At 66.1% G+C, this 23,480-nt stretch carries 26 protein-coding genes; 8 read left to right on the forward strand and 18 right to left on the reverse strand.

Translation table 11 applies throughout. The features are described from left to right. The first annotated feature begins 135 nt into the window (after window positions 1–135). Together VSX79_RS10585 and VSX79_RS10590 are read left to right on the forward strand one after the other, a co-directional pair. Complete coding sequence (locus VSX79_RS10585; RefSeq protein ID WP_179495613.1) at window positions 136–1,407, forward strand: metal-dependent hydrolase family protein; 1,272 nt, start codon at window positions 136–138, stop codon at window positions 1,405–1,407. Between the two features lie 121 nt (window positions 1,408–1,528). Beyond that, window positions 1,529–2,767, forward strand: a complete 1,239-nt coding sequence (locus VSX79_RS10590) for a mechanosensitive ion channel family protein (protein WP_326913319.1) — start codon at window positions 1,529–1,531, stop codon at window positions 2,765–2,767. 15 nt (window positions 2,768–2,782) lie between these two features. Here VSX79_RS10590 and VSX79_RS10595 read toward each other — a convergent pair whose 3' ends face one another. Beyond that, window positions 2,783–5,422: an EAL domain-containing protein gene (locus VSX79_RS10595; protein WP_326913320.1), complete on the reverse strand. Its 2,640-nt coding sequence runs from the start codon at window positions 5,420–5,422 to the stop codon at window positions 2,783–2,785. A gap of 148 nt (window positions 5,423–5,570) precedes the next feature. On the opposite strand from VSX79_RS10595, the gene VSX79_RS10600 reads away from it, so the two are divergent. After that, window positions 5,571–6,602 (forward strand): fatty acid desaturase family protein, encoded by a 1,032-nt coding sequence (locus tag VSX79_RS10600; protein WP_326913321.1) that lies wholly within the window; start codon window positions 5,571–5,573, stop codon window positions 6,600–6,602. A gap of 61 nt (window positions 6,603–6,663) precedes the next feature. Here the strand turns inward: VSX79_RS10600 and VSX79_RS10605 are convergent, their stop codons facing one another. The 3 genes from VSX79_RS10605 to VSX79_RS10615 all read right to left on the reverse strand — a co-directional run bounded on the left by VSX79_RS10605 (window position 6,664) and on the right by VSX79_RS10615 (window position 9,358). Next, window positions 6,664–7,143 (reverse strand): asparaginase domain-containing protein, encoded by a 480-nt coding sequence (locus tag VSX79_RS10605; protein WP_179497312.1) that lies wholly within the window; start codon window positions 7,141–7,143, stop codon window positions 6,664–6,666. A gap of 5 nt (window positions 7,144–7,148) precedes the next feature. After that, window positions 7,149–7,643 (reverse strand): DUF3291 domain-containing protein, encoded by a 495-nt coding sequence (locus VSX79_RS10610; protein ID WP_326913322.1) that lies wholly within the window; start codon window positions 7,641–7,643, stop codon window positions 7,149–7,151. A 113-nt stretch (window positions 7,644–7,756) separates the two neighbouring features. After that, window positions 7,757–9,358 (reverse strand): lysine--tRNA ligase, encoded by a 1,602-nt coding sequence (locus tag VSX79_RS10615; RefSeq protein WP_326913323.1) that lies wholly within the window; start codon window positions 9,356–9,358, stop codon window positions 7,757–7,759. 106 nt (window positions 9,359–9,464) lie between these two features. On the opposite strand from VSX79_RS10615, the gene VSX79_RS10620 reads away from it, so the two are divergent. Genes VSX79_RS10620 through VSX79_RS10630 form a run of 3 tightly spaced genes read left to right on the forward strand, consistent with a single transcriptional unit; the run spans window position 9,465 to window position 13,244 of the window. Next, on the forward strand, window positions 9,465–9,833 hold the full coding sequence (locus tag VSX79_RS10620) for a PilZ domain-containing protein (protein WP_326913324.1): 369 nt from the start codon (window positions 9,465–9,467) through the stop codon (window positions 9,831–9,833). 54 nt (window positions 9,834–9,887) lie between these two features. Beyond that, window positions 9,888–12,635, forward strand: coding sequence for an ATP-dependent DNA helicase (locus tag VSX79_RS10625; protein ID WP_326913325.1), 2,748 nt, complete (start codon window positions 9,888–9,890; stop codon window positions 12,633–12,635). A gap of 57 nt (window positions 12,636–12,692) precedes the next feature. Continuing rightward, a complete protein-coding gene (locus tag VSX79_RS10630) occupies window positions 12,693–13,244 on the forward strand; it encodes a SixA phosphatase family protein (protein WP_326913326.1) in 552 nt (183 codons plus the stop codon). Window positions 13,245–13,299: 55 nt separating this feature from the next. On the opposite strand, the gene VSX79_RS10635 is transcribed toward VSX79_RS10630, so the two are convergent. The 9 genes from VSX79_RS10635 to rpmF all read right to left on the reverse strand — a co-directional run bounded on the left by VSX79_RS10635 (window position 13,300) and on the right by rpmF (window position 18,115). Then, window positions 13,300–13,569, reverse strand: a complete 270-nt coding sequence (locus tag VSX79_RS10635) for a hypothetical protein (RefSeq protein WP_326913327.1) — start codon at window positions 13,567–13,569, stop codon at window positions 13,300–13,302. 47 nt (window positions 13,570–13,616) lie between these two features. Next, a complete protein-coding gene (locus tag VSX79_RS10640; RefSeq protein WP_326913328.1) occupies window positions 13,617–13,847 on the reverse strand; it encodes a hypothetical protein in 231 nt (76 codons plus the stop codon). Continuing rightward, window positions 13,837–14,064 carry a DUF2384 domain-containing protein gene (locus VSX79_RS10645; protein WP_179495593.1) on the reverse strand — a complete coding sequence of 76 codons (228 nt, stop codon included), beginning with the start codon at window positions 14,062–14,064 and terminating at the stop codon, window positions 13,837–13,839. Before VSX79_RS10645 ends, VSX79_RS10640 begins: the two co-directional genes overlap by 11 nt. A 55-nt stretch (window positions 14,065–14,119) precedes the next feature. After that, a complete protein-coding gene (locus tag VSX79_RS10650; protein WP_179495591.1) occupies window positions 14,120–14,620 on the reverse strand; it encodes a hypothetical protein in 501 nt (166 codons plus the stop codon). A gap of 412 nt (window positions 14,621–15,032) precedes the next feature. Then, window positions 15,033–15,404 (reverse strand): MerR family transcriptional regulator, encoded by a 372-nt coding sequence (locus tag VSX79_RS10655; protein ID WP_179495589.1) that lies wholly within the window; start codon window positions 15,402–15,404, stop codon window positions 15,033–15,035. A gap of 29 nt (window positions 15,405–15,433) precedes the next feature. Continuing rightward, entirely contained in the window at window positions 15,434–15,727 is a 294-nt protein-coding gene (locus tag VSX79_RS10660) for an integration host factor subunit alpha (protein ID WP_037556786.1), read from the reverse strand. Window positions 15,728–15,916: 189 nt separating this feature from the next. Further along, a complete protein-coding gene (locus tag VSX79_RS10665; RefSeq protein ID WP_326913329.1) occupies window positions 15,917–16,882 on the reverse strand; it encodes a beta-ketoacyl-ACP synthase III in 966 nt (321 codons plus the stop codon). After that, entirely contained in the window at window positions 16,879–17,913 is a 1,035-nt protein-coding gene (gene plsX, locus VSX79_RS10670) for a phosphate acyltransferase PlsX (RefSeq protein WP_179495587.1), read from the reverse strand. Before plsX ends, VSX79_RS10665 begins: the two co-directional genes overlap by 4 nt. A 22-nt stretch (window positions 17,914–17,935) precedes the next feature. Next, entirely contained in the window at window positions 17,936–18,115 is a 180-nt protein-coding gene (rpmF, locus tag VSX79_RS10675; protein ID WP_056348227.1) for a 50S ribosomal protein L32, read from the reverse strand. A gap of 329 nt (window positions 18,116–18,444) precedes the next feature. On the opposite strand from rpmF, the gene VSX79_RS10680 reads away from it, so the two are divergent. Further along, a complete protein-coding gene (locus tag VSX79_RS10680; protein WP_326913330.1) occupies window positions 18,445–18,882 on the forward strand; it encodes an MAPEG family protein in 438 nt (145 codons plus the stop codon). A 16-nt stretch (window positions 18,883–18,898) separates the two neighbouring features. On the opposite strand, the gene VSX79_RS10685 is transcribed toward VSX79_RS10680, so the two are convergent. The 5 genes from VSX79_RS10685 to ygfZ form a co-directional block, all read right to left on the reverse strand. Further along, window positions 18,899–19,564: an MBL fold metallo-hydrolase gene (locus VSX79_RS10685; RefSeq protein WP_306455564.1), complete on the reverse strand. Its 666-nt coding sequence runs from the start codon at window positions 19,562–19,564 to the stop codon at window positions 18,899–18,901. A gap of 151 nt (window positions 19,565–19,715) precedes the next feature. Continuing rightward, a complete protein-coding gene (locus tag VSX79_RS10690) occupies window positions 19,716–20,324 on the reverse strand; it encodes a hypothetical protein (protein WP_179495584.1) in 609 nt (202 codons plus the stop codon). 37 nt (window positions 20,325–20,361) lie between these two features. Then, complete coding sequence (locus VSX79_RS10695; protein ID WP_326913331.1) at window positions 20,362–20,904, reverse strand: retropepsin-like aspartic protease family protein; 543 nt, start codon at window positions 20,902–20,904, stop codon at window positions 20,362–20,364. A 56-nt stretch (window positions 20,905–20,960) separates the two neighbouring features. Continuing rightward, window positions 20,961–21,581, reverse strand: coding sequence for a hypothetical protein (locus VSX79_RS10700; RefSeq protein WP_326913332.1), 621 nt, complete (start codon window positions 21,579–21,581; stop codon window positions 20,961–20,963). A 31-nt stretch (window positions 21,582–21,612) separates the two neighbouring features. Beyond that, window positions 21,613–22,350, reverse strand: coding sequence for a CAF17-like 4Fe-4S cluster assembly/insertion protein YgfZ (gene ygfZ, locus VSX79_RS10705; protein ID WP_326913333.1), 738 nt, complete (start codon window positions 22,348–22,350; stop codon window positions 21,613–21,615). A 58-nt stretch (window positions 22,351–22,408) separates the two neighbouring features. Between ygfZ and pyrC the strand changes: the two genes are divergently transcribed. Next, a complete protein-coding gene (gene pyrC, locus VSX79_RS10710) occupies window positions 22,409–23,431 on the forward strand; it encodes a dihydroorotase (RefSeq protein WP_326913334.1) in 1,023 nt (340 codons plus the stop codon). Window positions 23,432–23,480: the final 49 nt, after the last annotated feature.

Here is a 23,480-nt window from a genome sequence, read left to right on the forward strand (position 1 = left end):
GTGTCTCTACTTCGCTCGACACGAATGAGATTTTTGAGAGCGTCCGCTCCCCACCCCAAAGCCGACATTCTTCGCCCCCCCTTGCCCTGCCCCGCCCGCTCCGCCACGGTGGCGCGATCAGACAGGGGAGGCTTCATGCGTAAATTGGGATTGGTCGCGGCCGCGACGCTTGCGCTGCTCGGCTCGGCGGCGCACGCGAAAACCACGGCGATCTATGCGGGCCGCGTCATCACCGACGCGAGCAAGCCCGCTGAGGGGCCCTCGACCGTCATTGTCACCGACGGTCGCATCACCTCGATCACCCCCGGCCGCGCCGAAGCGCCGGCGGGCGCCGAGATCGTCGATCTCGGCGACAAGACATTGCTCCCCGGCCTCGTCGATCTCCACGTCCACCTGACCGGTGATCCCGGCGACGATTATCGCGCCGCCGCGGTCGATCCCGACGAATGGGGCGTCGTCGTCGGCGCCAAGAACGCCGCGATCACCTTGCGCGCGGGCTTCACCACGGTGCGCGAAGCCGGGTCGGCGCAATATACCGCCTATGCGCTGCGCCGCGGCACCGCGAACGGCTTTATCGAGGGGCCGCGCATCGTCGCCGCCGGCCCCGCGCTGTCGATCATCGGCGGCCACGGCGACGTCACCGGCTTCCGCGAAGACGTCCACGACGTCCTCGACACGGGCTATACCTGCACCGGCGCGCTCGAATGCGCCGAAAAGGTCCGCAAGGCGTCGCGCGCCGGCGCCGACGTCATCAAGATCACCGCGACCGGCGGGGTATTGTCGCAACAGGCGCGCGGGCTCGAGGGCCATTTCACCAGCGCCGAACTCCAAAGCATCGCCGACACCGCGCATTCGCTCGGCCTGAAGGTGATGGCGCATGCGCATGGCGCGGGCGGGATCACCGCCTCGGCGGCGGCGGGGATCGACAGCATCGAGCATGGCACCTTCGCCGACGACGCGACGCTGAAGGTGATGAAGGCCAAGGGCACCTATCTCGTCCCCACCCTCATGGCGTTCGAGGGGATCCGCGAACGGCTCGGCAAGGGCATCTATACCCCGACGGTCGAGGCGAAGGTGCGCATGACGCTGGGCGATGTGGGCAAGGCGGTGACGCGCGCCAAGGCGCTCGGTGTGCCGATCGCCTTCGGCACCGACTCCGGCGTGTTCGAACATGGCCGCAACGGGCAGGAATTCGCGCTGCTCGTCAAATATGGCCTCACCCCGCGCGAGGCGCTGGCAAGCGCCACGACGGTTGCCGCGAAGCTGCTCTCGATGGAAAGCGAGATCGGCCGCATCGCGCCCGGCATGTCGGCGGACATGATCGCGGTCAGCGGCGATCCGCTCGCCGATGTCACCGCGCTCGAAAAGGTCGACTGGGTGATGGCGCGCGGCCGCATCGCCGACTGAGCACCGGTCGCCGCGGCCACGCCAGCTTCGGGTCATTTGACACGGCGGGCCGCGTCGTCCACCCTTGGGCCTTCGCTCACAGCCAAAGGAGATCGACCCGCCGTCTCGCGGGTATGACGCTATGCGCCAGTTCACGATTGAAAGCCTTTCGACCGCCGATTCCATCCCCTTCCTCGCCGACCTACCGCCCTGGGCCGAAACGCTGACCGGCCTCGGCATCCTCGCATTCTTTGCGTGGGTCGCCAATTTCATCGTCAAGCATATCGTGCTGCGCGTCATCACCCGGTGGCTGCCGCACGAGGGTCTCACCCCGCTTCCCGTCGCCGCCCGGCTTGCCCATATCGTGCCCGCGCTCATCATATCGAACGGGATCGCGGCGGTGCCGCACCTGCCGCCCGCCGCCGTCACCGTGATCGGCAATGTCGCCGCCGCCTCGATCATCCTGTTCGTCGCGATGGCGGTCAGCCGCGCGCTCAGCCTTGGCAACGAAATCTACGACCGCCGCCCCGATGCGGCCAGCCGCCCGATCAAGGGCTATGTCCAGCTCCTGAAGATCATCCTCTACGGCGGCGCCGCGGTCCTTGTCATCGCCGCGCTGATGGACCAGTCGCCGCTGATCCTCCTGTCGGGGATCGGTGCGATGGCGGCGGTGCTGTTGCTGGTGTTCAAGGACACGATCCTGTCGCTCGTCGCCTCGGTCCAGCTTACTTCGAACGACATGCTGCGCGTCGGCGACTGGATCGAGATGCCGGCGCTGAACGCCGACGGCGACGTGATCGATATCGCGCTCCACACGGTGAAGGTGCAGAATTGGGACAAGACGATCACCACCATCCCGACGCACCGGCTGATTTCGGAAAGCTTCAAGAACTGGCGCGGCATGTCCGAATCGGGCGGGCGGCGGATCAAGCGGTCGATCTTCATCGACCAGAATGGCATCCGCTTCCTGACGCCCGACGAAAAGCAGGCGCTGCGCCGCTTCCAGCTGCTCGACGATTATCTCGGCCACAAGCAGGCCGAACTCGGCGAATGGAACGCGGCGGCCGAACGGGCCGGGCGCGATCCCGTCAACATCCGCCGCGTCACCAATATCGGCACGCTGCGCGCCTATATCGTCGAATATCTCCGCGCCAATTCGCATATCGCCAAGGATATGACGCTGATCGTGCGCCAGCTCGATCCCACGCCGCAGGGGCTGCCCGTCGAAATCTATTGCTTCACAAATACGACCGCGTGGAGCGCCTATGAGGATATCCAGTCGGACATCTTCGACCATCTGCTGGCGATCCTTCCCGAATTCAGCCTCCGCCCATTCCAGGAACCGAGCGGTCTCGACCTGCGGCGCGGCCTCGCGGCCTGACCGCGGCGCCGCCCTTTATGCCGCCCGCCGGACGCGTCCCCGCGCCGGCGCGGCGGCCTTTGACCCGATCAGCGCCTCGATCTCGACCCCCGCGGCGAACTGGACGCCGACGCGGTTGTCCGCCGACCAGCGCGCCTCGGCATCGACCGACTGGCCGGGCCCGAATTCGAGCGTGAGGGGTGTTCCCGGCGGGACGTTCCACAGCCCTTCGATCAGCGCGCCGCGCGACGACATGTTGCGGACGATCGCCTCGTAACGGTGTCCGCCGCTATCGATCTGGATCGTGCGAAAGACCGTCAGCCGCGCCTCGCGCGCGCTTTTGAAACCCTTGGCTTCGACGCGCCCGCCGCCTTCGCGGAGCAGCGCGAGCACCTCGGCCAGCGCCATCGGACGCCCATAGATATAGCCCTGGACATGGCTGCACCCCAGCCCCCTGACCAGCGCGAGATCGTCGTGCGTTTCGACCCCCTCGGCGGTCGTCTCCATATCGAGCGCGGTCGCAAGCCCCACGATCGACGAGATGATCGCGGCGTTCATGCTGTTCTTGTCGGCGGCGCCAAGGACGAAGCTCTGGTCGATCTTGATCTTGTCGAACGGCGCTTTCTTGAGATAGCCGAGCGCCGAATAGCCGGTGCCGAAATCGTCGAGCGCGAGCCGCACGCCGGTGCGTTTCAGTTTCTGGAACATCGCCAGATTTTCGGCGCTTTCGTCGAGGAAGACGCCTTCGGTAATCTCCAGCTCGAGCTGCTCGGGCCGGATACCCGCCGCCGACACCGCGTTGACGATCGTCGCGGGCAGCTTTTCGTTCGCGAACTGGCGCGGCGAGACGTTCACCGCGACGCGGTAGCCGGGGCCGATCCGCGCGATCGCCGCGCAGGCCGATCGGATGATCCATTCGCCGATCGGCACGATCAGATTCGATTCCTCTGCAATCGGTATGAATTTCGACGGGCTGATCGTGCCCGCGGTCGCATGATGCCAGCGGATCAGCGCCTCGAACCCCGAAATCCGCTCGCTCCCGACGTCGACGATCGGCTGATAGAGCAATTGCAATTCGTCCTTGGCCAGCGCATCGCGCAGCGCATCCTCGATCGCCTTGCGCTCGCTCGCCTGGTTGTGCATCGCGTCGGCATAGAAGCGATAGACGCCGCGTCCCGCATCCTTCGCAGCATAAAGCGCCAGGTCGGCGTTGCGGACGAGCGCCGACGCGCTCACTCCCGGCCCCTCCGATACGGCGATGCCGATCGACGATCCGACGCGCACCTGCTCGCCCTCGATCGCGAAGGGCTTGGCGAGGCTCAGGATGATCGCGTTGGCGATACCCGCGAGCTTCTCCGGCTGACTCATCTGCGGCACGACGATCTGGAATTCGTCGCCGCCGAGCCGCCCGACCTGTCCCTTGTCGCCGACGATCTGGGTCAACCGCCCCGCGACCTGCTGGAGCAGCTGGTCGCCGACGGGGTGCCCCAGCGTGTCGTTCACCGCCTTGAACCGGTCGAGGTCCATCAGCAAAAGCGCGCAGGGCTGTGGCTGGCCGCTGTGGCTCTTCAGCGCGCGTTCGAGCAGGTCGGTGATGTGGCGCCGGTTCGCAAGGCCGGTCAGCGTGTCGTAACGCGCGAGTTGGTTGATCTCCCGCTCCGACCTTTTCTTGTCGGTCAGGTCGGTGCCGCTGCCGCGAAACCCCTGGAAATTGCCGAATTCATTGCTGATCGGCTGGCCCGAAATCGACCACCAGCGCTCCTCCCCCGGCACCGCGGCCTGCACGGTCAATTCCTTGAACGGCGTGCGCGACGACAGGCTGAACCCCAGCGTGCGCTCCTCGCTCTCGTCCTTTCCGACGCGCTTGCGGATGATGTCGGTAAAGGGATGGCCGAGAAGATGCGCGAGCGGCCGTTCGAGGCGTGCCGCGACGGTGGGCGAGATATAGACGAGCCGCCCTTCGCGATCGGTTTCCCAGAACCAGCCACGTCCCGCGCGCTCGAAATCGCGCATCAGGTTCAGCGCGCGCTGCTGGTCGCCGATCGCCAGACGCGCGGCGCGCGTCGCGCGGCGCTGATGGCGAACATCTTCGCGCATCATGACGATGAGCAGGCCGAGGAATATGAAACCCGCAACGCCGAACGGCCAGGACGCCACCCCGATCGCACCGCCAAGGGCTGTGGCCCCGGCAAAGGTGAAGAAGGCCGGCCGCACGATCGCCGCCGCTGACGCCGCGACGAGCAGCGTGCCGACATGAATCGCGGTGAAGGCATCGAAATAGCTGCCCTCGTCGGGCGCCGCGATCGCGGCGAACATCGCCGCCGCGTTGAACAGCGTGCCGAGCGCGATCAGCGCCATGCACAGCATCGCCATCGCCCGCACACGCTGGTGCGCGATCGGCCGCGGCCGGCGCATCGCCTGCCCGATCACCGTCAGCACGACGTCACACGGCAACCCGGCCGCCATCACCAGCCAGTGCGACGGGTGATCAAGAAAGCCGGCAAGACCGGGCAGGAAAGCAAAGGTCAGGAACGCCAGCACGCGGCCGATCAGCACATAATGCCACAGCTTTGCGACGCGCATGACGCCGGTAACGAACTCGGGCGAATCGAACAGCGACTCGCCCGTCGCCGGATCGCCCGCTCCCGGCCGGATGATGGTGCGCCGAACCGTCAATTTCCCGAAACTCTCCGCCTGTGTGATCGCGGTTCTCACTGGCCGGAAGAGGGTTGCCAAATCCTTACCGCAGCGCCCTGATTTCCGCCGATATTGTGCCAAAACGGAAGGGCTTGGGTTTCGGTTCGCAACTTGTTATGAATCAACCATGCCCGCCGTCCGCCTGTTTCCGCCCGACCGCTTTTTCGACCGCGCCGAATGGTCGGCGATCACACGCGCCTCCTCGTGGCGCGGCATCTGGCTCGTGGCGCACGCATGGATCGTCAGCATCGCGCTCGTCGGCCTCGCGGCCTGGTCGCAGAACCCTGCCGCATGGCTGCTCGCGATCGTCTTCGTCGGCGGGCGCCAGCTCGGTCTCGCGATCCTGATGCACGACGCGGCGCACGGCGCGCTGCATCCGAACCGCAAAATCAACAATTTCCTCGGCCAGTGGCTGACCGGCGCTGCGGTCGGGTCGGACCTGATCGCCTATCGCACCTATCACCTCCAGCATCACAAATTCACCCAGCAGCCCGAGGACCCCGACCTTTCGCTGTCGAAACCCTTCCCGACGACGCGCGCCAGCCTGCGCCGCAAGATGCTGCGCGACCTGACCGGGCAGACCTTCTTCAAACAGCGCATGGCGCAATTCGGCTTCGCCTTTGCCGGATTGAAAGCGATGCTCAGCGGCGAGGCCGCGCAAAAGAGCGGCGCGAGCACCAAGGCCGGAACGCCGTTCAACAAGCAGTCCGATGACGGCATGACGTCACCGACGATCGACGTCGCGGGCGCGATCGCCGTGGCCCGCGCGGTCGGCCGTTTCCTTGTCGTCCAGGCGGCGCTGCTCGCCCTGTCGCTCGCGCTCTACGGCTGGACGCCCTGGCTGCTCTGGCTGGCCGGGCTCGCGACGACTTTCCAGCTTTACCTCCGCGTCCGCAACATCGCCGAACATGCCTGCACGACGACGGGCAGCGAGGATCCCTTCACCCACGCCCGGACCACCCACGCGGGCTGGCTCGCACGCGCGACGGTCGCTCCATATTGGGTGAATTATCACGCCGAGCACCACCTGTTCATGGGTGTGCCCTGCTATCGCCTGCCCCAGGTCCACGCCGCACTCGGTCGCGCGGGCAAGCATGATTCGATGACGATCGCGCCCGATTACACCGCCGTGCTGCGGCAGGTGACGGCGAAAGGCTGAGCCAAAACCATCGTCATTGCGCGCGAAGCGAAGCAATGACGGAGCCGAAAATCGCCGAGGTCTATTCCGCGACGAACCGCGACCCTGCCCGGTCCTTCACCGTCTTTTCGGGGTCAAAGATCATCCCGTTCATCGCGACATAAACGCCGGGCGGCAGCGTCTGCACGGCAGCCAATGCAAATCCGACATTGAATTCGGCGTCGCTCGCGCGGACCGACGCAGGCTGCATCGCGCCGGTCATCACGATCGTCTTGCCCGCGATCCCGGCCAGCACGCGGCCGGTGACGACCATCGTGTCGGTGCCGTGCGTGACGAGGATGCGCGACGCATCGCTCGCGGCGACGGCAGCGCGGATCGCCTCGCGGTCGGCATCGTCAAGCTCGAGGCTGTCCTTGCGCATCAGCTGCGTGACACGGTGGGGCACATGGACATTATTCTCGCGCAACATGTCCGGGATCGCCGCGGGACCGATCTGGAACTCGCTCAGCGCATCGAAATACACCTTGTCGATCGTCCCGCCGGTCGTGAAAATATCGATCATGTCGGTCACGCGCACTCATCCTGCACGGGCGATGCCGGCGTGCCGTCGGGCGCCGCGAACGGCCGTTTGAAGGTGAAGGCCTCGGCGGTCGGGCCCAGCGCCTCGATCGTCGCGATCCGCGCCATGCCCTCGGCGACGGTCGGGCGATGGCCCACCGGAACCCACCAGAGCGCCTGATAGACGGCCATATGCTCGAACCACTCCTTGCGCCGCTTCATCACCGTCAGGTGATCGGGCGTGCGATAGACATAGGCCGCGAGCGCGTCGATATCGCGCCACACCGACATGTTCGCGATCAGGTGCGGATCGTCGGTCACGGGCACGTCGGTCGCATTATTGCCCTCGCCGGTGAGCCGCCAGACGAAGCCGTCGGCCGCCTCGGCGACCGCGTTCACATGGTCGAGCGCATCCATGAAATCGCGGTTCGCGACATGCTCGGGCGGCAGGCGAAAGCGCCCGATATTGATCTGCGCCAATTCGTAAGCAGGCTCAGCGGTCATTCGGACCTCCTCAATTCCGTTCGCATCGAGCGAAGTCGAGATGCCCCTCGATCTTGCGCCGTCCCGATGGGTGTCTCGACTTCGCTCGACACGAACGGGTTTCTCCTATTGCCTCAGGCGAGTGCCTCGGCGATCAGACGCCGCGTGTTGTCGATGCCGAACAGCGCGATGAAGCTGCCCATGCGCGGTCCCGCGCTCGACCCGAGCAGGGTCTCGTAAAGCGCCTTGAACCAATCGCGCAGGTTTTCGAAGCCATAGGCCTCATTCTTGCCGATCTCATAGACGATATTCTGGATATCGTCGGCCGAGGCTTCGGCGGGCAGCGCGGCGAGCTTGTCGTCGAGTTCCTTCAGTGCAGCGCCTTCCCCATCCTGCGGCTTGCGGCGCTTCAGCGTCGGCGCGACATAGTCGCGGTTATACGCCATCGCATTATCGATCAGCCGATCGAGTTCGGGATAGGCCTCGGCATTCGCGCCCGCGACATATTGGCCGAGATAGCGCCAGATCTGCTCCTTCGACGCGTCGGCGCCCATCACCCCGACGAGGTTGAGCAGCAGACCGAAGGTCACCGGCAGTTCGGCCGCCGGCACATCCTGCCCGCGCGCGACATGGACGTGATGCACGGGGTTACCGAGCTTCTTGTCGGGCTCCTGCGCCGGATAATTTCCGCGCATCTGCAGATATTCGTCGACCGCCTTGGGCACGACGCCGATATGGAGTTGCTTCGCCGCCTTGGGCTCGCGGAAGGCGAAGAAGGCCAGGCTTTCCTCGCTGCCATAGCTCAGCCATTCCTCGATCGAGAGGCCGTTGCCCTTCGACTTCGAAATCTTCTCGCCCTTCTCGTCGAGGAACATCTCATAGATCAGCCCCTCGGGCTTGCGCCCGCCGAGCGCCCTGGCGATCTTGCCCGACTGGACGCCGCTGTCGGTCAGGTCCTTGCCGTACATCTCGTAATCGACGCCCAGCGCGACCCAGCGCATCGCCCAGTCGACCTTCCATTGCAGCTTCGCGCCGCCGCCGAGCACCGAGTGCGTGATCGTCTCGCCCTCGTCCTCGAACGACACGAGCCCCGCGTCGGCATCGACGACGGTCACCGGCACCTGCAGCACGATCCCCGACCTGGGGCTGACCGGCAGGATCGGCGAATAGGTCGCGGCGCGCTCGGCGCGCAGCGTCGGCAGCATGATGTCGAGGATGTCCTGATTGTGGCGCAGGACATTCTTCAGCGCGTCGTCGAACGCGCCCGCCCTGTACTGCTCGGTCGAGCTGACGAATTCATATTCAAAGCCGAAGCGGTCGAGGAATTCGCGCAGCATCGCATTGTTATGGTGCGCGAAACTTTCGAACTTCCCGAACGGATCGGGGATGGCGGTGAGCGGCTTGCCCAGATATTCGCGCAGCATGTCGCCGTTGGGCACATTATCGGGAACCTTGCGCAGGCCATCCATGTCGTCGCTGAACGCGATCAGCCGCGTCGGCGCGCCGCCCGTCAGCGCCTCATAGGCGCGGCGGACCATCGTCGTGCGCAGCACTTCGTTGAAGGTGCCGATATGCGGCAGCCCCGACGGACCATAGCCGGTCTCGAAAATCACCGCCTCGCCGCCGGGCTTCCCGTCGGGATAGCGTTTCACCAGCTTGCGCGCTTCCTCGAACGGCCAGGCCTTGGACGTTTGCGCGGGTTCGCGCAGCGACGGGTGAAGATGCAAGTCGGTCATCCCGCGCCCATAGCGGCAAGCGGGGCGGAATCGAAAGGCAAAATTGTCCCGCCGCGATCCAACATCGTTACCGGAAAATTTACCATGAAGGCGTAACGTCGCGGACATGGACCATTTTCGCATCCCCACGACCCGCGGCCACAAACGCACCCCGGTGTCGATCGACGTCACCGTCAACGGCGTGCTCAACTTCGTCGACGGCCGGATCACCGACCTGTCCGAGGGCGGCGCGCGCATCGACGGCGCCAGCATGCCGGCGCGCTCGCGCTGCGAAATCCATTATGGCGGCCAGGTGACCTATGCCGTGGTCATGTGGGCCGAGCACGACCGCATGGGCGTGCGCTTCCCCTACGAACTCGCGCACGGCGCACTCTACAACGCGCTCCGGAGCGCACGCGACGCGGCACTTGTCGAGCCCGCGCAGATTTTCCACAGCAGCCGCCCGCCTGTGTTCGGACGCCGCGGCCTGTCCTGATCGATCCGTCGCGATCGCCTTGCCGCGTTCGCCTTTTGTCCCTACCGTGGCGCGATGGCGCCCGACCCGCTTACCCTGCCCGCGATCCACGCGAGCCACATCGGCATCTGGATCGCCGACACGCACGGCCGCGTGCAACGCGTCGGGCGCGGTGAGGCGATCGCGGCGGTCGCGGCGACGCCGCATCTTTTCCTCAATGCGACGCTGACCGGCGACCGGCTCGGCTATCCCGAACTGTCGGGGCTCGACCTGCTCGAGCTTTTCGCGTTCCTCTATCCCGCGCGTTTCGCGGTGCCGACCCCGGCGGGTATCGCCGCCGCCGTCGCCCTGACTCCGCCCGAAAGCGAAGAGGATATCGCCGCTTTCCTGCCCAGGGCCGCCGCCGCGATGCTCTCGACCCTCGACGATCCCGACTGGCCCGAGCGCGAGGGCGCGTGGCACGGCGCCGAGGCGCTGTCGCGCCAGCGCTGGTCGTGGGCGCCGCTGGTCCAGCCGCGCCTGCCCCGCCCCGACGCCAGCGAACGCTGGCTCTTCGCGCGCCTCCCCGAATGGGAGGAAACGCCGCCGCGCGGGGCCCCGCGCCAGGTGACGATCGACGAAGCCGACGTCGTGGCGCGGCTCGACCGTCTGACCGGCGACGGCGCCGAACGCCGCCCGGGGCAGCAGGATTACGCCCGCGCAACCGCCGCGATCTTCGCGCCGCGCGAGCGCAAGGACGCGCCGCAGATGCTCGTTGCCGAGGCCGGCACCGGCATCGGCAAGACGCTCGGCTACCTCGCTCCCGCCAAGCAATGGATCGACCAGTCGGCGGGCAGCGTGTGCATCTCGACCTTCACCAAGGCGCTGCAACGCCAGCTGTCGCGTGAAACCGAACGGCTCTACCCCGACGCCGCAACGCACCGTGAAAAAGTCGTCGTGCGCAAGGGGCGCGAAAATTACCTCTGCCTGCTCAACCTCGAAGACGCGTTGCAAGGCGGCTTCTCGGGCCGCGCCGCGATCCTTGCGCAGCTTGTGGCGCGCTGGGCCGCCTATACGCGCGACGGCGACATGGTCGGCGGCGATTTGCCCGGCTGGCTTCCCGCGCTGTTCCGCCGCAACGGCACAACCGCGCTGACCGACCGGCGCGGCGAGTGCATCTATGCGGGCTGCCCGCATTTCCGCAAATGCTTCATCGAACGCTCGGCTCGCGCCGCGACGCAGGCCGATATCGTCATCGCCAACCACGCGCTGACGATGGTGCAGGCGGCGCGTCCGCGCGATGGGGGCGCGCCCGCGACGCGGCTGATCTTCGATGAAGGCCACCATCTGTGGGACGCCGCCGACAGCATGTTCGCTGCGGCGCTCACCGGCCAGGAAGCGGTCGAAATCCGCCGCTGGGTTCTGGGGCCAGAGGGCAAATCGCGCGGGCGCCGCCGCGGGCTCGCCGCACGCCTCGCCGATGTCGCGAGCTATGACGAGGCGGGCGACCGCGCGATCCAGGCCGCGATCGCCGCCGCCGCCGAACTGCCCGGCGACGGCTGGCTCGGCCGCCTTTCGGAAAACGAACCGTGGGGCGCGGTCGAGCGGCTGCTCGTCGCGGTGCGTGCGATGGTCTATGCCCGCGGCATCGACAGCCGCACCGCCGACACGGGCTATGGTCTCGAAACCGAGCTCGCCGATCCCGACCCCGAACTGGTCACCGCGGCCGCGAGCGCGAGCGACGCGATCGAGGCGCTGCTCCGTCCGCTGATGACCCTCGGCAAACGGCTCGAAGCCTTGACCGAGGACCCGCCCGACTGGCTCGACGGACAGGCCCGCGCGCGCGTCGATGGCGCGCGCCACAGCCTTGGCACGCGCATCGACACGCTCGGCGGCTGGCTGTCGCTGCTCGGGCGCGTCGGGGGACCCGCCGACCACGATTTCGTCGACTGGCTCGCGGTCGACCGCTACGACGGGCGCGAGTTCGACTGCGGCCTCCACCGCCACTGGCTCGACCCTGCGCGTCCGATCGCCGAGGTTGTCTATCGCCCGGCGCAGGGTGTGCTCGTTACTTCAGCGACGTTACGCGGCGGCGGGCACGGCAGCGGCGGCTGGGCCGACGCCGACATCCGCACCGGCGCGCGCCACATGGACGGCGGCGTCCGCCATTTCGCGGTGCCGAGCCCCTTCGACTATGCCCGCCAGTCCGAGGTGCTGATCGTCACCGATATCGCGCGCGGCGACCTGCCCGCGCTTGCCGGCGCTTACAGCCGGTTGATCGAGGCGGCGGGCGGCGGCGCGCTCGGCCTGTTCAGCGCGATCCGGCGCCTCCGCATCGTCCATTCGCGCATCGCCGACCGCCTCGCCCGCGCCGCCCTCCCGCTCTATGCCCAGCATGTCGATCCGCTCGACACCGGCACGCTCGTCGATATTTTTCGCGCCGACCCGCACGCCTCGCTGCTCGGCACCGATGCCTTGCGCGACGGCGTCGATGTCCCCGGCGATTCGCTCCGCCTCGTCGTGATGGAAGGGGTGCCCTGGCCGCGCCCGACGATCCTGCACGCGGCGCGGCGCGCGGCGCAGGGCGGCAGCGCCTATGACGATATGGTCATCCGCGCGCGGATCGGGCAGGCATTTGGCCGCCTGATCCGCCGCGCCGATGATTTCGGCCAGTTCGTCATGCTCTCGCCCAGCTTTCCCTCGCGGCTGCTCGGCGCCTTTCCCGAAGGCACGCCGATCCGCCGCCTGCCGCTCGACGAGGCGGTCAACCATGTCGCCGCCGCCAATGTCGCGCGCAGACGGGGGACGAAGTCTACCGCGTTTCCAGCCTTTTCACCGTCATAAGTTTCCGGCACAAGGCCTGCGAAATCGAGGGATAGCGCAGCGGCGCGGGGAGATATTTTGAAGACTTTGACCATCCTGCGCCACGCCAAATCGGGTTGGGACGTCCAGGTTGAACGCGATTTCGACCGCCCGATCAACAAGCGCGGCGCGCGCGGCGCCGAAATCATCGGCCAATGGCTGAAACGGCGGAAGCTACCGGTGGATCGCATCATCGCCTCGCCCGCGGTGCGCGTGACCGAAACGCTCGACATCTTTCAGCCCGCCGCCGGCCTCGATATGCTCGAACCGCATTGGGACCGCCGCATCTATCTCGCGTCGGCGGCGACGCTGATCGACGTGATCCGCGATACCGGCCGCGACGCGCAGCACCTGTTGATCTCGGGCCATAATCCGGGCCTCGAGGATCTGGTCCTGATGCTCGTCCCCGAATCGGCGGGCGACGAACTCCGCACAAAGGTAGAGGAAAAGCTTCCGACCTCGGCGCTCGCGCGGCTCGACCTCGACATCGCCGACTGGCACGATCTCGACACCGGAATCGCGCGCTTCGCCGACTTCATCCGCCCCCGTGACCTCGACCCGGCGCTTGCCCCGGCCATGGACGACGATTGAGGGCATCGCCGGTATCGCGCGGAATGCCGGCCATCGAGCCAGGCCGGCATCCCGATCAGAACCGGGGCAGCGATAGCAGAGCGATCGGCGGGAAGCTCCCGCCTGTTATGGTCAGGTAATAGCGCCGCGAAGAGCCTTGCTCCCTCGCGATCAGATTGATCTCTTCATTCTGGAACCACACCCAGAAACGGTGCGTCCCGGCGTTGATCCAGTCGACGATCTGATCGGCGAGGAACAGGCTCTCGCCCACTTTCACCGCTGCGATATGATGCGTCCGGCCGTTACCGGTACCTTCGCGAACGGCGATGATCTCATAGTCGGCCATATCGGACGTTCGATCCTCTTGTCGGGGCAGGCCAGGGGCCTGCCCTATTAACGAACCGGCACAATGCGGATCCCGTCGATGGCGCCGGGTGACGCACGCGACCGCGCGATGGCTGCGGCGCGCAGATGGTCGAGAGCGATCACTTCATAGCCGTTTTCGTCCGGCTGCATGGGGAGATCGGTTTCGACGACAAGGATGACCTTTCGCGCAAGGCCGTCGATCTGCCATTCGAACCAGCATCGCACGATATGGCTCGCATCCGGGGGATCATTCTCCATGGCGCGCGCCCGGCAAAACGGATCGCGCGCGGATTTCCCGTTCGACGCTGGCATAGCCAGCCTCGCTTTGCGTTGCGACGGCGATCGGACGTCCGCTCAGGACTGCGTCTTCGGTGTTGAGGAAGTCGAGCGCCGCATCCCGCCCGCCAAGTAGCTGGAACGCCAGCGCGCTGATGGCGCCTTGCCGCTGCGCATCATCGGGCGCGAGGGGCGTCAACCGGCGATTTCGCCGAAACGGATTTGTACGCAGACTCGCCGAGGCAGGGCGGGGTTTATCCGGATCTGGCATCGTCGCCCCCGCTCTTCGTCCGGCCATGCAAATCGGGCGAGGCAGGCAATTTGGCGGCGAGCGTGGCCAGCTTGTCCTCATCGAACCCCAGCGCACGATAAATGTCGCGTCCGATAATCCAGATATCTTCCTGGACCTCGGCAAGGCGGCCAACGACGTCGTCAAGGCCGAAGGATGTCCTTTCCTCGTCGGTCATGGCGAGCGCCTCGTTGACGAGCAATTCGGCAACCAGCGTGTCGCCAACGAAAACCGGATAATCGGCCGCAGGCTCGGAAACCGGCGCGCCGGCCTTCGGGCTGCCATGCGCCTGCTCGGCCACCGCGACAAACCCGTCCCCCAGGCCGCGGCGCTCGCGATATTCGTTGATCCGCTTCGCATAATAGCGCGGCAGATCGAAGCTCGGCAGCAAATGGCCGTCGCGCCGGGCTTGGCTCACGACCATGAGCGCCATCTGGTGATGATAGAGAAGTTGGTTGAGATCCACCGTCATCCTCCCTTTTTGCGGGAGCGCGATCGTCTCTCAGTCTCCGGCATGCAGAACAAAGCCAGCGATATATCGTAAGTGGGATCGCCAGCCCTGTTTTTCAAGGCGCGCGCTCCGCGCAACGCGCGTCAAACCTGCCCTCCTCGCGGAAGCGGCCGAATTGATTCGACATATCGCCGAATAGGCCTAGCCTCGTACGACAGAGGCTTTCCTTGGCGACCCGGAAAGCCGAGGGGGCTTCCTTTGGTCATGACCGCAGAGGACGGGAGGGCCCTGTCGTCTGGCAGGGCTCTTTCCGTGAATCCCGCGCCACATCGAGGTTCTTTTTGGTTGGAAGCTGCCGATCCTTCCCGCCCGGAGGATCGGAAACGCTCACCCTAGGCCGGCCTTATCGGACCGAACCGCCGTCGCCTCACTGCAGCGCCGCGGCCAGCCGCTGGCGCAGCGCGACGAGCGCCTCGACCGGGATTCCGGCCGCGCGCGGCGGCGCTTGGGTATCGCGCATCGGCGCCGCCTGTGGTGCAGGCGCCGCGTCCGGCTCCGACAGCGCCTTGCGCGCGCCTTCCACCGTAAATCCCTGCACATGCAACAGATGGTGGATACGTTCGGCGAGCGCGACATCCTCGGCGCGGTAATAGCGACGGCGGCCCGACCGCTGGAGCGGCTTCAATTGCGGAAAACGCGTTTCCCAATATCGCAGCACATGCGTCGGCACCCCGATGCGTACCGCCAGTTCGCCGATTGCCAGCATGGCGCTGGGCGCCTTGCCGTCATCGCCGGCCATGCCAGGCCTCGGCATCGATGGGGCGAAAGCTATTTGCCGGCAACGCGTGCTCGCATCGTCTGGCTGGCGCGAAACGTCATCACGCGCCGCGGCAGGATCGGCACCTCGATCCCCGTCTTGGGATTGCGGCCGATCCGCTGCGCCTTGTCGCGCAGCACAAAGGTTCCAAAGCCCGAGATTTTGACATTCTGCCCCACCGCGAGCGCGTCGGACATATGGTCCAGAATCGATTCGACGATCGCCGCCGATTCATTGCGCGACAGCCCGATCTGCTGGTTGATCCGGCTGGCGATATCGGCTCGCGTAAGTGTCCCTGCGGTCATGTTGATCCCTTCCCCCTCCTGAAGCGAAAATGCGCAATTGGTCCTGTGACAGCCCCCACCGTCACGAGTCCCGTTACGCATATGTAACAAATCCGAATTAATCCGCCAAACTGAAACGGATGGAGCGAGAAGTTGACGCGACGAGTTCCGCCGTGCCCCGCTGCGGGCCGCCGACGCGTCCGCCTTTGGTCACATCCTGAGGACGGCCGCGCCCCATGTGAAGCCGCCGCCCATCGCTTCGAGGACGACAAGATCGCCGCGCTTGATGCGCCCGTCGCGCACCGCAAGGTCGAGCGCGAGCGGCACCGACGCCGCCGATGTGTTGGCGTGCTGGTCGACCGTCAGCACGACGCGCTCGGCGGGCAAACCCAGCTTTTTGGCGGTCGCGTCGATGATCCGCTTGTTCGCCTGATGCGGGACGACCCAGTCGATCTGGTCGGGCGACAGGCCGATATCTTCCATCACTTCGCCGAGCACGCTCGCGAGGTTGGTGACCGCGTGGCGGAAGACTTCGCGACCCTGCATCCGGACGTGGCCGACGGTGCCGGTCGTCGATGGTCCGCCATCGACATAGAGCATGTCCGAATATTTGCCCTCGGCGTGGAGCCGCGTCGCGAGGATGCCGCGGTCGTCGGCGACGTCCTCCGCCGACAATATGATCGCGCCCGCGCCGTCGCCGAACAGCACGCAGGTGGTGCGGTCTTCCCAGTCGAGGATACGGCTGAACGTCTCGCTGCCGATCACCAGCGCATGTTTTGCCGCGCCGGTGCGCAGCATCGCGTCGGCGACCGACACGGCATAGAGGAAGCCCGAACAGACCGCTGCAACGTCGAACGCGATGCAGTCGGGCGTGCCGAGCAGCGCCTGCACCTTCGTGGCGCTGGCGGGAAAAGTATTGTCCGGGGTCGCGGTGGCGACGATGATCAGCCCGATGTCCGACGGCTCGAGCCCTGCGGCCGTCAGCGCCTGCCGCGCCGCATCGGCGCCAAGCGTGGCGGTCGTCTCGTCAGGCTCGGCGATGTGGCGAAAGCGAATGCCCGTGCGCTCGACGATCCATTCGTCGCTGGTATCGACGCGCTGCGCCAGTTCCGCGTTCGAAACCCGCGTGCGCGGCAGCGCCGATCCGGTGCCGGCCAGGATGGCGCGCAGCGTCATGCCGCGTCGCCGCTGCGGAAATTCGCGAGATCCTCGGTCACCTGGCGCGTGATATCCTTTTCGATCAGCTCGGCGCACAGGTGGACGCAGTTCGCGACCCCCTTCGCGTCGGCGCTGCCATGGCTCTTGAGCACCACGCCGTTGAGGCCGAGGAACACCGCGCCATTGTGATTATTGGGGTCGAGATGGTGGCGCAGCAGTTCGGTCGCCGGGCGCGAGATCAGGAAGCCGATCTTCGAGCGCGTCGAACTGGTGAAGGCGCGGCGGAGCAGGTCGGTCACGAAACGCGCCGTCCCCTCGATCGTCTTCAGCGCGATATTGCCCGAAAAACCGTCGTGGACGATCACGTCGACATCGCCGCGCGACAATTTGTCGCCCTCGATAAAGCCGGTGAATTCCATCGGCAGCCCGTGAACCTCGCGCAGCCGCGCCGCGGCGTCGCGGATCTCGTCGGTGCCCTTCAATTCCTCGGTGCCGATGTTGAGCAGCGCGACGCGCGGACGTTCCAGCCCCATCGCGGTGCGCGCATAGGCGGCGCCCATGACCGCGAACTGGATCAAATTGTTGGCGTCGCAATCGGTATTGGCGCCGAGGTCGAGCATCACGACGTCATTGTCGCCGAGCGTCGGCAGCAGCGCCGCGAGCGCGGGCCGGTCGATTCCCGGCATCGTGCGCAGCGCCAGCTTCGCCATCGCCATCAGCGCGCCGGTGTTGCCCGCCGACACGGCGCCGCCGGCATCGCCGCGCTTCACCGCGTCGATGGCGAGTCCCATCGAGGTGCTCTTCGCCTTGCGGATCGCCTGGCTGGGCTTGTCCTCGCCCTTCACGACGCCGTCGGTGTGGAGGATATCCGACGCCGCGCGCAGGTTCGGGTGGTTGTCGAGCGCCGCCTTGATCTGCACCTCGTCGCCGACGAGGATGAAGCGGAGGCCATCATGCTTGTGGCGCGCCATCGCGGCGCCGGCGAGCATCATCTGCACGCCGACGTCACCGCCCATCGCATCGATTGCGATTCGCGGTGTCAGTGCCATCTAATGCCCTCCGGCTGAATTTTTACGCGCCGACCGACACCACTTCGCGGCCGTTATAGTGGCCGCAGGCGTTGCAAAGGTTGTGCGGGCGCTTCAGCTCGCCGCAATTCGGGCATTCCTGATAGGCTTCGACCTTCAGGCTGTCGTGGCTGCGACGCATTCCGCGCTTCGAGGGCGAGGTTTTTCGCTTGGGAACGGCCATGATTTTTCCTGCATTCTCAAATAGTGTGTCACGAATCGGCTACCCGGATTTGTCATCTCCGTCGCCGGGAATGACTGGCCCGCCCGCCACGCCGAAGCCCATTCCCGCCCAGATGACGCAGGAAAAATCTTCCGCCGGAAGGTGCCTCAACGCCAGATGGTGTCGGGTGCCGGATCGGGCGCGGCTATAGCGTTTTTGCCCGCAAAGGCAAGCCCATTGCGCGCGAAGATGGCCACGGCTTCATTATCGGGCACAAGCTTGCCCTGCGCGCCCGGCGATGCCACACCGCCCCCATCGCCGGAACGACCGGCCCATAAGGGGGAAGCCAAATGATAATCTTGCCGATCAGCCTGACGATCGCCGCCGGCGCGGCGCTGCTCAACCTGTGGCTCTCGGTCCGCGTCGGCCGCGTTCGCACAAGGGAAAAGGTCTTTATCGGCGACGGCGGCAACGACCTCCTCACCCGGCGGATGCGCGCGCACAGCAATTTCGTCGAAAACACCGCTTTCGTGCTGATCCTGCTCGCGCTCGTCGAACTCGGCCTCGGCTCGTCGATGTGGCTGTGGGGCGTTGGCGCGCTCTACCTTGTCGGCCGCATCCTCCACGCGCTCGGTATGGACGGCATGATGTGGGGCCGCATGGTCGGCACGATCATCACCATGCTGACCCTGCTCGGCCTCGCCATCGGCGCGCTCGCGATCGTCTATCTCACGCCGACGAACATCACGACGACCGAAATGGAAGAAGTGGCGGTCGCGCCGCGCTGACGCCAGGGTCAGGATCCTAGCCGCCCAGCGCCATATCGCTCACGAACGGGTTCGTCCGCCGTTCGTGGGCGAAATTGCTGTGCGCACCATGCCCCGGCAGAAAGGTCGTGTCGCCGCCCAGCGGCCACAGCTTCTGCGTGATCGAATCGAGCAATTGCTGGTGGTTGCCGCGCGGGAAGTCGGTGCGCCCGATCGATCCCTGAAAGATCACGTCGCCGACGATCGCCAGCTTCGACGGCGCATGGTGGAACACGACGTGCCCCGGCGTATGCCCCGGGCAATGAATGACATCGATCTCGAGATTGCCGACCGTCACCGTGTCGCCATCGACCAGCCAGCGGTCGGGCTCGAAGGATTCGCCGACCATCCCGAAACGCGCGCCGTCCTCGGCAAAGGCTTCGATCCAGAAACGGTCGTCCTCGTGCGGCCCCTCGATCGGGACGCCAAGTTCCTTCGCGAGCATCCCCGCCTGCCCGCAATGATCCATATGCCCATGGGTGACGAGGATCTTCTCGACCTCGACGCCGGTCTGCTGCACCGCTTCTTTCAGCTTGGGCAGGTCGCCGCCGGGGTCGACAAAGGCCGCCTTGTTCGTCGCGGTGCACCACAGGAGCGTGCAATTCTGCTGGAAAGCGGTGACCGGCACGATCGCCGCGCGCATCGGGGGATTGGAAGCATTCATGGCGCTCGATGTGGGGAAAAGCGTCGCGAATGGCAAGGCCGGCGCGCGATCGCGACCGCCGCCCCGGTGTGGCAGTTCACGACCGATTGCCGTCCTCAGATGCAAACGCTCTCGATCCCGAAAGCGGCAATTTATTTGAGGCCCCGCTCCATCAATCGCAGAGCACATCTGTCGGTTCGCCTAGACGAAGGACGAGAGCCTCCAGCTTCTTGTAATCGGCCGCCAGGATTTGATCAGGACCTACCGATATTTTTGCGCCCTTGGATGCTTCTACGCCTGAGCAGCAGAAGCAGATATTGATCTCGCCGATTTGCCTGCCGCGCTCGTCATAATAGCGGAAAAAATGATGTGGGATAAAACAAGCGGCCATGGCTTCTGGAGCTTTTTCGATACGCAAGGCCCCTTCAAAATCTGCCAACTCGCTGGCACTTAAAAGGCGACCCTCGGGCCTACTCAAAATTGGCGTGCCATCCGGGCCATATCCTTTTTCAACAAACAGCCGAACTTCCTTGGCGCCCGGAAAAGGATTCTGAATCTCGGGGCTAGCCGACACGGTAGAGATAGCTTTTTCTCCACGCCGCTGTTGCGACGAGCGAGATGCCTCGTCCCCCTCGCATCCGCCAAGGCACAGCATGGCAATCAAGCCTAAGATAGAAGCCCCTTTGTGCACTCGATTGCCCCTGTCCCGAAACCCGTTCACTGATCTGTTTACCCGTCCGCGCAACAAATCAAAGCGTCCGCTCTGAACAGCCAAGGTCATTACCAGACAGTCCGCTCACCACCCCAACGCCGCCGCGTCACCGCAGCGTCATCATATCCCCCTCGACATTGACGGCATCCAGCTTCGACAGAAAACTCTGCCCGAGCAGCGACACGCCCATGTCGGCATCGATCACCGCCGCCGGGACCCGCCGCACCTCGATCCCCTCGACGACGACACTGTCGAGCGTCACGGTGCGCATCGGCACGTCGCCGCCCGCGGTGCGCGCCATGCCGCCGATCGGCAGGCTGTCGACATCGATCCCGATCGCCTCGGCATCGCGGCGTGTCAGCGCGACGATCGACGCACCGCTGTCGACCATCATCCGGATATTGGTGCCGTCGACTTCGGTGTCGGCATAGAAATGCGAATCGCCCGACCGGCCGAGCCGCACTTCGCCGCCCGGCGATCGCGCGCCCGACGACGGGACACCCGACGACCAGCCGCGCTTGCCGCGCTGCGTCGTCCAGTTGCTGTTGTCCTGCGTCGCCGCCGTCACCGGCGCATCGCCGCCATCGCCGGTCGATCGGCTGGCGACGCTCGCCACGCCGACCGCCAACGCCGTGATGGCGACCGCCAATCCAAGAAACCGTCCGATCATGGACGGGTTTGTCGCAAATTTGGGTTGGAGATTGGTTAAGCGGGTTCGCGTGGTGCGGCGGCCGCCGCCGCGCGCTCCTCGCCCTGTTCGATGAAAGCGCGCCAGGTCGGCGCCTCGCCGCGAATGCTGTAAGCGATTCGTGCGCAGGCATAGGGCTGACCGGGGCGATTGTCGGCGTCGCGCGCCGTCGCCGGCCAGGGCCCCTCGCCGCTTCCGCCCGCGGTCCAGCAGACGAGCGCCTCGGCCTCCTTCCCGGCTTCGATCGCTGCGCGCTCGGCGGCGCTCATCGACGCGGGGGCGTTCCAGCCAAGAATCGCGCGATGCGTATATCCCTTCGAGAGAAGCGCATGAAGGAACGGGCTGTCACGATCGTCGAGCAGGCTCCTTATGCGCTCGCGATCGGCAGCGGCCAGCCAACGTCCGCCAAGCAGCGGCGCCCATTGGGCTTCGTCGCGCGAACGCAGCGCCGCTGCCAGTTCGTCGGCCGCAGCCTCGAAACGCGGGGTCCACGCCGAGTCCGCCGCGAGCGGGGAAAGCCCGGAGGGCGGAGCCGCGATCTCCGGCTCGGCAGGCAGCAACGAAGTCGGCACCGCACCGACGGCGGCCGACAGGGCGAAAGCGGCGGCGAGCGCCGAGGAAATCAGCAGTGCGCGCATGGCCGCAATCTATCAGCAAAGCCTGCACCTGTCATGAACCGGCGGCGAGCCCCTCGCGCAGCCATTCCGGCGCTTCGGCGGCATCGACATTCTCCGCCCGCCGATGCTCGACCGACCAGCCAAGTTCGGGATAGGCGATCACCTGCCGCTTTTCGTCGGCATTGGCGATCGGCACCACGACCAGCCGCCGGTTCACCTTCTGCCGCCAGTTCATCCGCGCGGTATTTTCCTGCCCGACGTAACAGCCCTTGGTAAAGCTGACCCCGCTGAGTTCGGCGGCATTGCATTCGAGCCAGAGCGTCGTTCCGTCGCCAAGCTCGGCGCGCCCTTCGGTGACGCCGAGCGCCAGCCGGTGCGCGCGCCACGCCGCATCGGCGTCCCCGTCTTCGCTCTCGCCTTCATCCGCCGGCGCGAGCCAGCGCTGGCCGAGTTCGGAAAGCCGCGGATCGACGACGCCAAGGTCGCCTTCGGGCGCCCAGTGGACGGCAAGCCCCTCGTCGCGCTCGATCGTGATCGCCCGGCGCAGCCGATAGAGCGTCAGCCGTTTGGCGAGCGCGTCGGCGGCCTCGCGCTCGCAGTCGATCAGCACATCCTCCTCGTCGGCCCAGATCAGGAAATCGAACAATGCCTTGCCCTGCGCGGTGAGCAGCGCCGCCCACACCGGCAGATTGCCCGACGTGTCGTTGGTGACCAGACCTTGCAGGAAGCCGCGAACGTCTTCCCCCGACAGACGGATGAGGGCGCGGTCGTGAAGGGTGGTATTGGCCATGGCGATAATCTAGGGACGCGGCAGCCAAAGCCAAGCCCACTTACGACGAGTCTTTTCGATGACCGACCGCCTGACGATCCGCCGCCCCGACGACTGGCATGTCCATCTGCGCGACGGCGCGATGCTGGCCCATGTCGCGCCCTATACCGCGCGCCAGTTCGCGCGCGCGATCGTCATGCCGAACCTCTCGCCGCCGGTCACGACCGCCGAGGAAGGCCGCGCGTATCGCGACCGCATCAACGCTGCGGTGCCCGCCGATCTCGATTTCACGCCGCTGATCGTCGCCTATCTCACCGACCACAGCGACCCCGACCAGATGGCGCGCGGCCATGAAGAGGGCGTGTTCACCGCCGCCAAACTCTATCCTGCGCACGCGACCACCGGCAGCGCGCATGGCGTTACCGACGTCGCGAACATCATGGGCGTGCTCGAACGGATGCAGGACATCGGCATGCCGCTCCTCATCCACGGCGAGGTCACCGACGCGCACGTCGACATCTTCGACCGCGAGGCGGTGTTCATCGACCGTACGCTCGAACCCCTCGTCCGTGCGCTGCCCGGCCTCAAGATCGTCTTCGAACATATCACGACAGCCGAAGCGGCGCAGTTCGTCGCCGAAGCGCCCGCCAATGTCGCCGCGACGATCACCCCGCAGCATCTCCACATCAACCGCAACGCGATGCTTGTCGGCGGCATCCGCCCGCACGCTTACTGCCTGCCCGTTGCCAAGCGCGAGCATCACCGGCTCGCGGTGCGCAAGGCCGCGACCTCGGGCTCGCCCAAATTCTTCCTCGGCACCGACAGCGCGCCACATGCCGTGCATACCAAGGAAGCCTCGTGCGGCTGCGCGGGCATCTTCAACGCGCCCTATGCGCTCGAAAGCTACATCAAGGCGTTCGACGAGGACGGCGCGCTCGCCCATTTCGAAGGCTTTGCCAGCGAACATGGCCCGCGCTTCTACGGCCTGCCGCTCAACGAGGGCACGGTGACGCTCGAACGCGCCGGGACGCTCGTCCCCGACCGCATCGGCGAAGTCGTCCCCTTCCACGCGGGCGAAACGCTGGGCTGGCGGCTGGTTTAACTTTCTTCGTCACCCGGACTTGGCCGGAGATTATCCCCTGTGGGCACGT

Origin of the sequence: Sphingopyxis chilensis (assembly GCF_035930445.1) — a bacterium.
Lineage (GTDB): Bacteria > Pseudomonadota > Alphaproteobacteria > Sphingomonadales > Sphingomonadaceae > Sphingopyxis > Sphingopyxis chilensis.

Bases quoted from the DNA above. Each gene is read 5' to 3' on its own strand.
- VSX79_RS10690 (WP_179495584.1), bottom strand. From the start codon at position 20,324: ATGACCTTGGCTGTTCAGAGCGGACGCTTTGATTTGTTGCGCGGACGG.
- VSX79_RS10680 (WP_326913330.1), top strand. From the start codon at position 18,445: ATGATAATCTTGCCGATCAGCCTGACGATCGCCGCCGGCGCGGCGCTG.
- VSX79_RS10655 (WP_179495589.1), bottom strand. From the start codon at position 15,404: ATGGCCGGCGATGACGGCAAGGCGCCCAGCGCCATGCTGGCAATCGGC.
- VSX79_RS10665 (WP_326913329.1), bottom strand. From the start codon at position 16,882: ATGACGCTGCGCGCCATCCTGGCCGGCACCGGATCGGCGCTGCCGCGC.
- VSX79_RS10685 (WP_306455564.1), bottom strand. From the start codon at position 19,564: ATGAATGCTTCCAATCCCCCGATGCGCGCGGCGATCGTGCCGGTCACC.
- VSX79_RS10620 (WP_326913324.1), top strand. From the start codon at position 9,465: ATGGACCATTTTCGCATCCCCACGACCCGCGGCCACAAACGCACCCCG.
- plsX (WP_179495587.1), bottom strand. From the start codon at position 17,913: ATGGCACTGACACCGCGAATCGCAATCGATGCGATGGGCGGTGACGTC.
- VSX79_RS10610 (WP_326913322.1), bottom strand. From the start codon at position 7,643: ATGACCGCTGAGCCTGCTTACGAATTGGCGCAGATCAATATCGGGCGC.
- pyrC (WP_326913334.1), top strand. From the start codon at position 22,409: ATGACCGACCGCCTGACGATCCGCCGCCCCGACGACTGGCATGTCCAT.
- VSX79_RS10640 (WP_326913328.1), bottom strand. From the start codon at position 13,847: ATGGAGAATGATCCCCCGGATGCGAGCCATATCGTGCGATGCTGGTTC.
- VSX79_RS10590 (WP_326913319.1), top strand. From the start codon at position 1,529: ATGCGCCAGTTCACGATTGAAAGCCTTTCGACCGCCGATTCCATCCCC.
- VSX79_RS10600 (WP_326913321.1), top strand. From the start codon at position 5,571: ATGCCCGCCGTCCGCCTGTTTCCGCCCGACCGCTTTTTCGACCGCGCC.
- VSX79_RS10625 (WP_326913325.1), top strand. From the start codon at position 9,888: ATGGCGCCCGACCCGCTTACCCTGCCCGCGATCCACGCGAGCCACATC.
- ygfZ (WP_326913333.1), bottom strand. From the start codon at position 22,350: ATGGCCAATACCACCCTTCACGACCGCGCCCTCATCCGTCTGTCGGGG.
- rpmF (WP_056348227.1), bottom strand. From the start codon at position 18,115: ATGGCCGTTCCCAAGCGAAAAACCTCGCCCTCGAAGCGCGGAATGCGT.
- VSX79_RS10700 (WP_326913332.1), bottom strand. From the start codon at position 21,581: ATGCGCGCACTGCTGATTTCCTCGGCGCTCGCCGCCGCTTTCGCCCTG.
- VSX79_RS10635 (WP_326913327.1), bottom strand. From the start codon at position 13,569: ATGGCCGACTATGAGATCATCGCCGTTCGCGAAGGTACCGGTAACGGC.
- VSX79_RS10605 (WP_179497312.1), bottom strand. From the start codon at position 7,143: ATGATCGATATTTTCACGACCGGCGGGACGATCGACAAGGTGTATTTC.
- VSX79_RS10585 (WP_179495613.1), top strand. From the start codon at position 136: ATGCGTAAATTGGGATTGGTCGCGGCCGCGACGCTTGCGCTGCTCGGC.
- VSX79_RS10615 (WP_326913323.1), bottom strand. From the start codon at position 9,358: ATGACCGACTTGCATCTTCACCCGTCGCTGCGCGAACCCGCGCAAACG.
- VSX79_RS10660 (WP_037556786.1), bottom strand. From the start codon at position 15,727: ATGACCGCAGGGACACTTACGCGAGCCGATATCGCCAGCCGGATCAAC.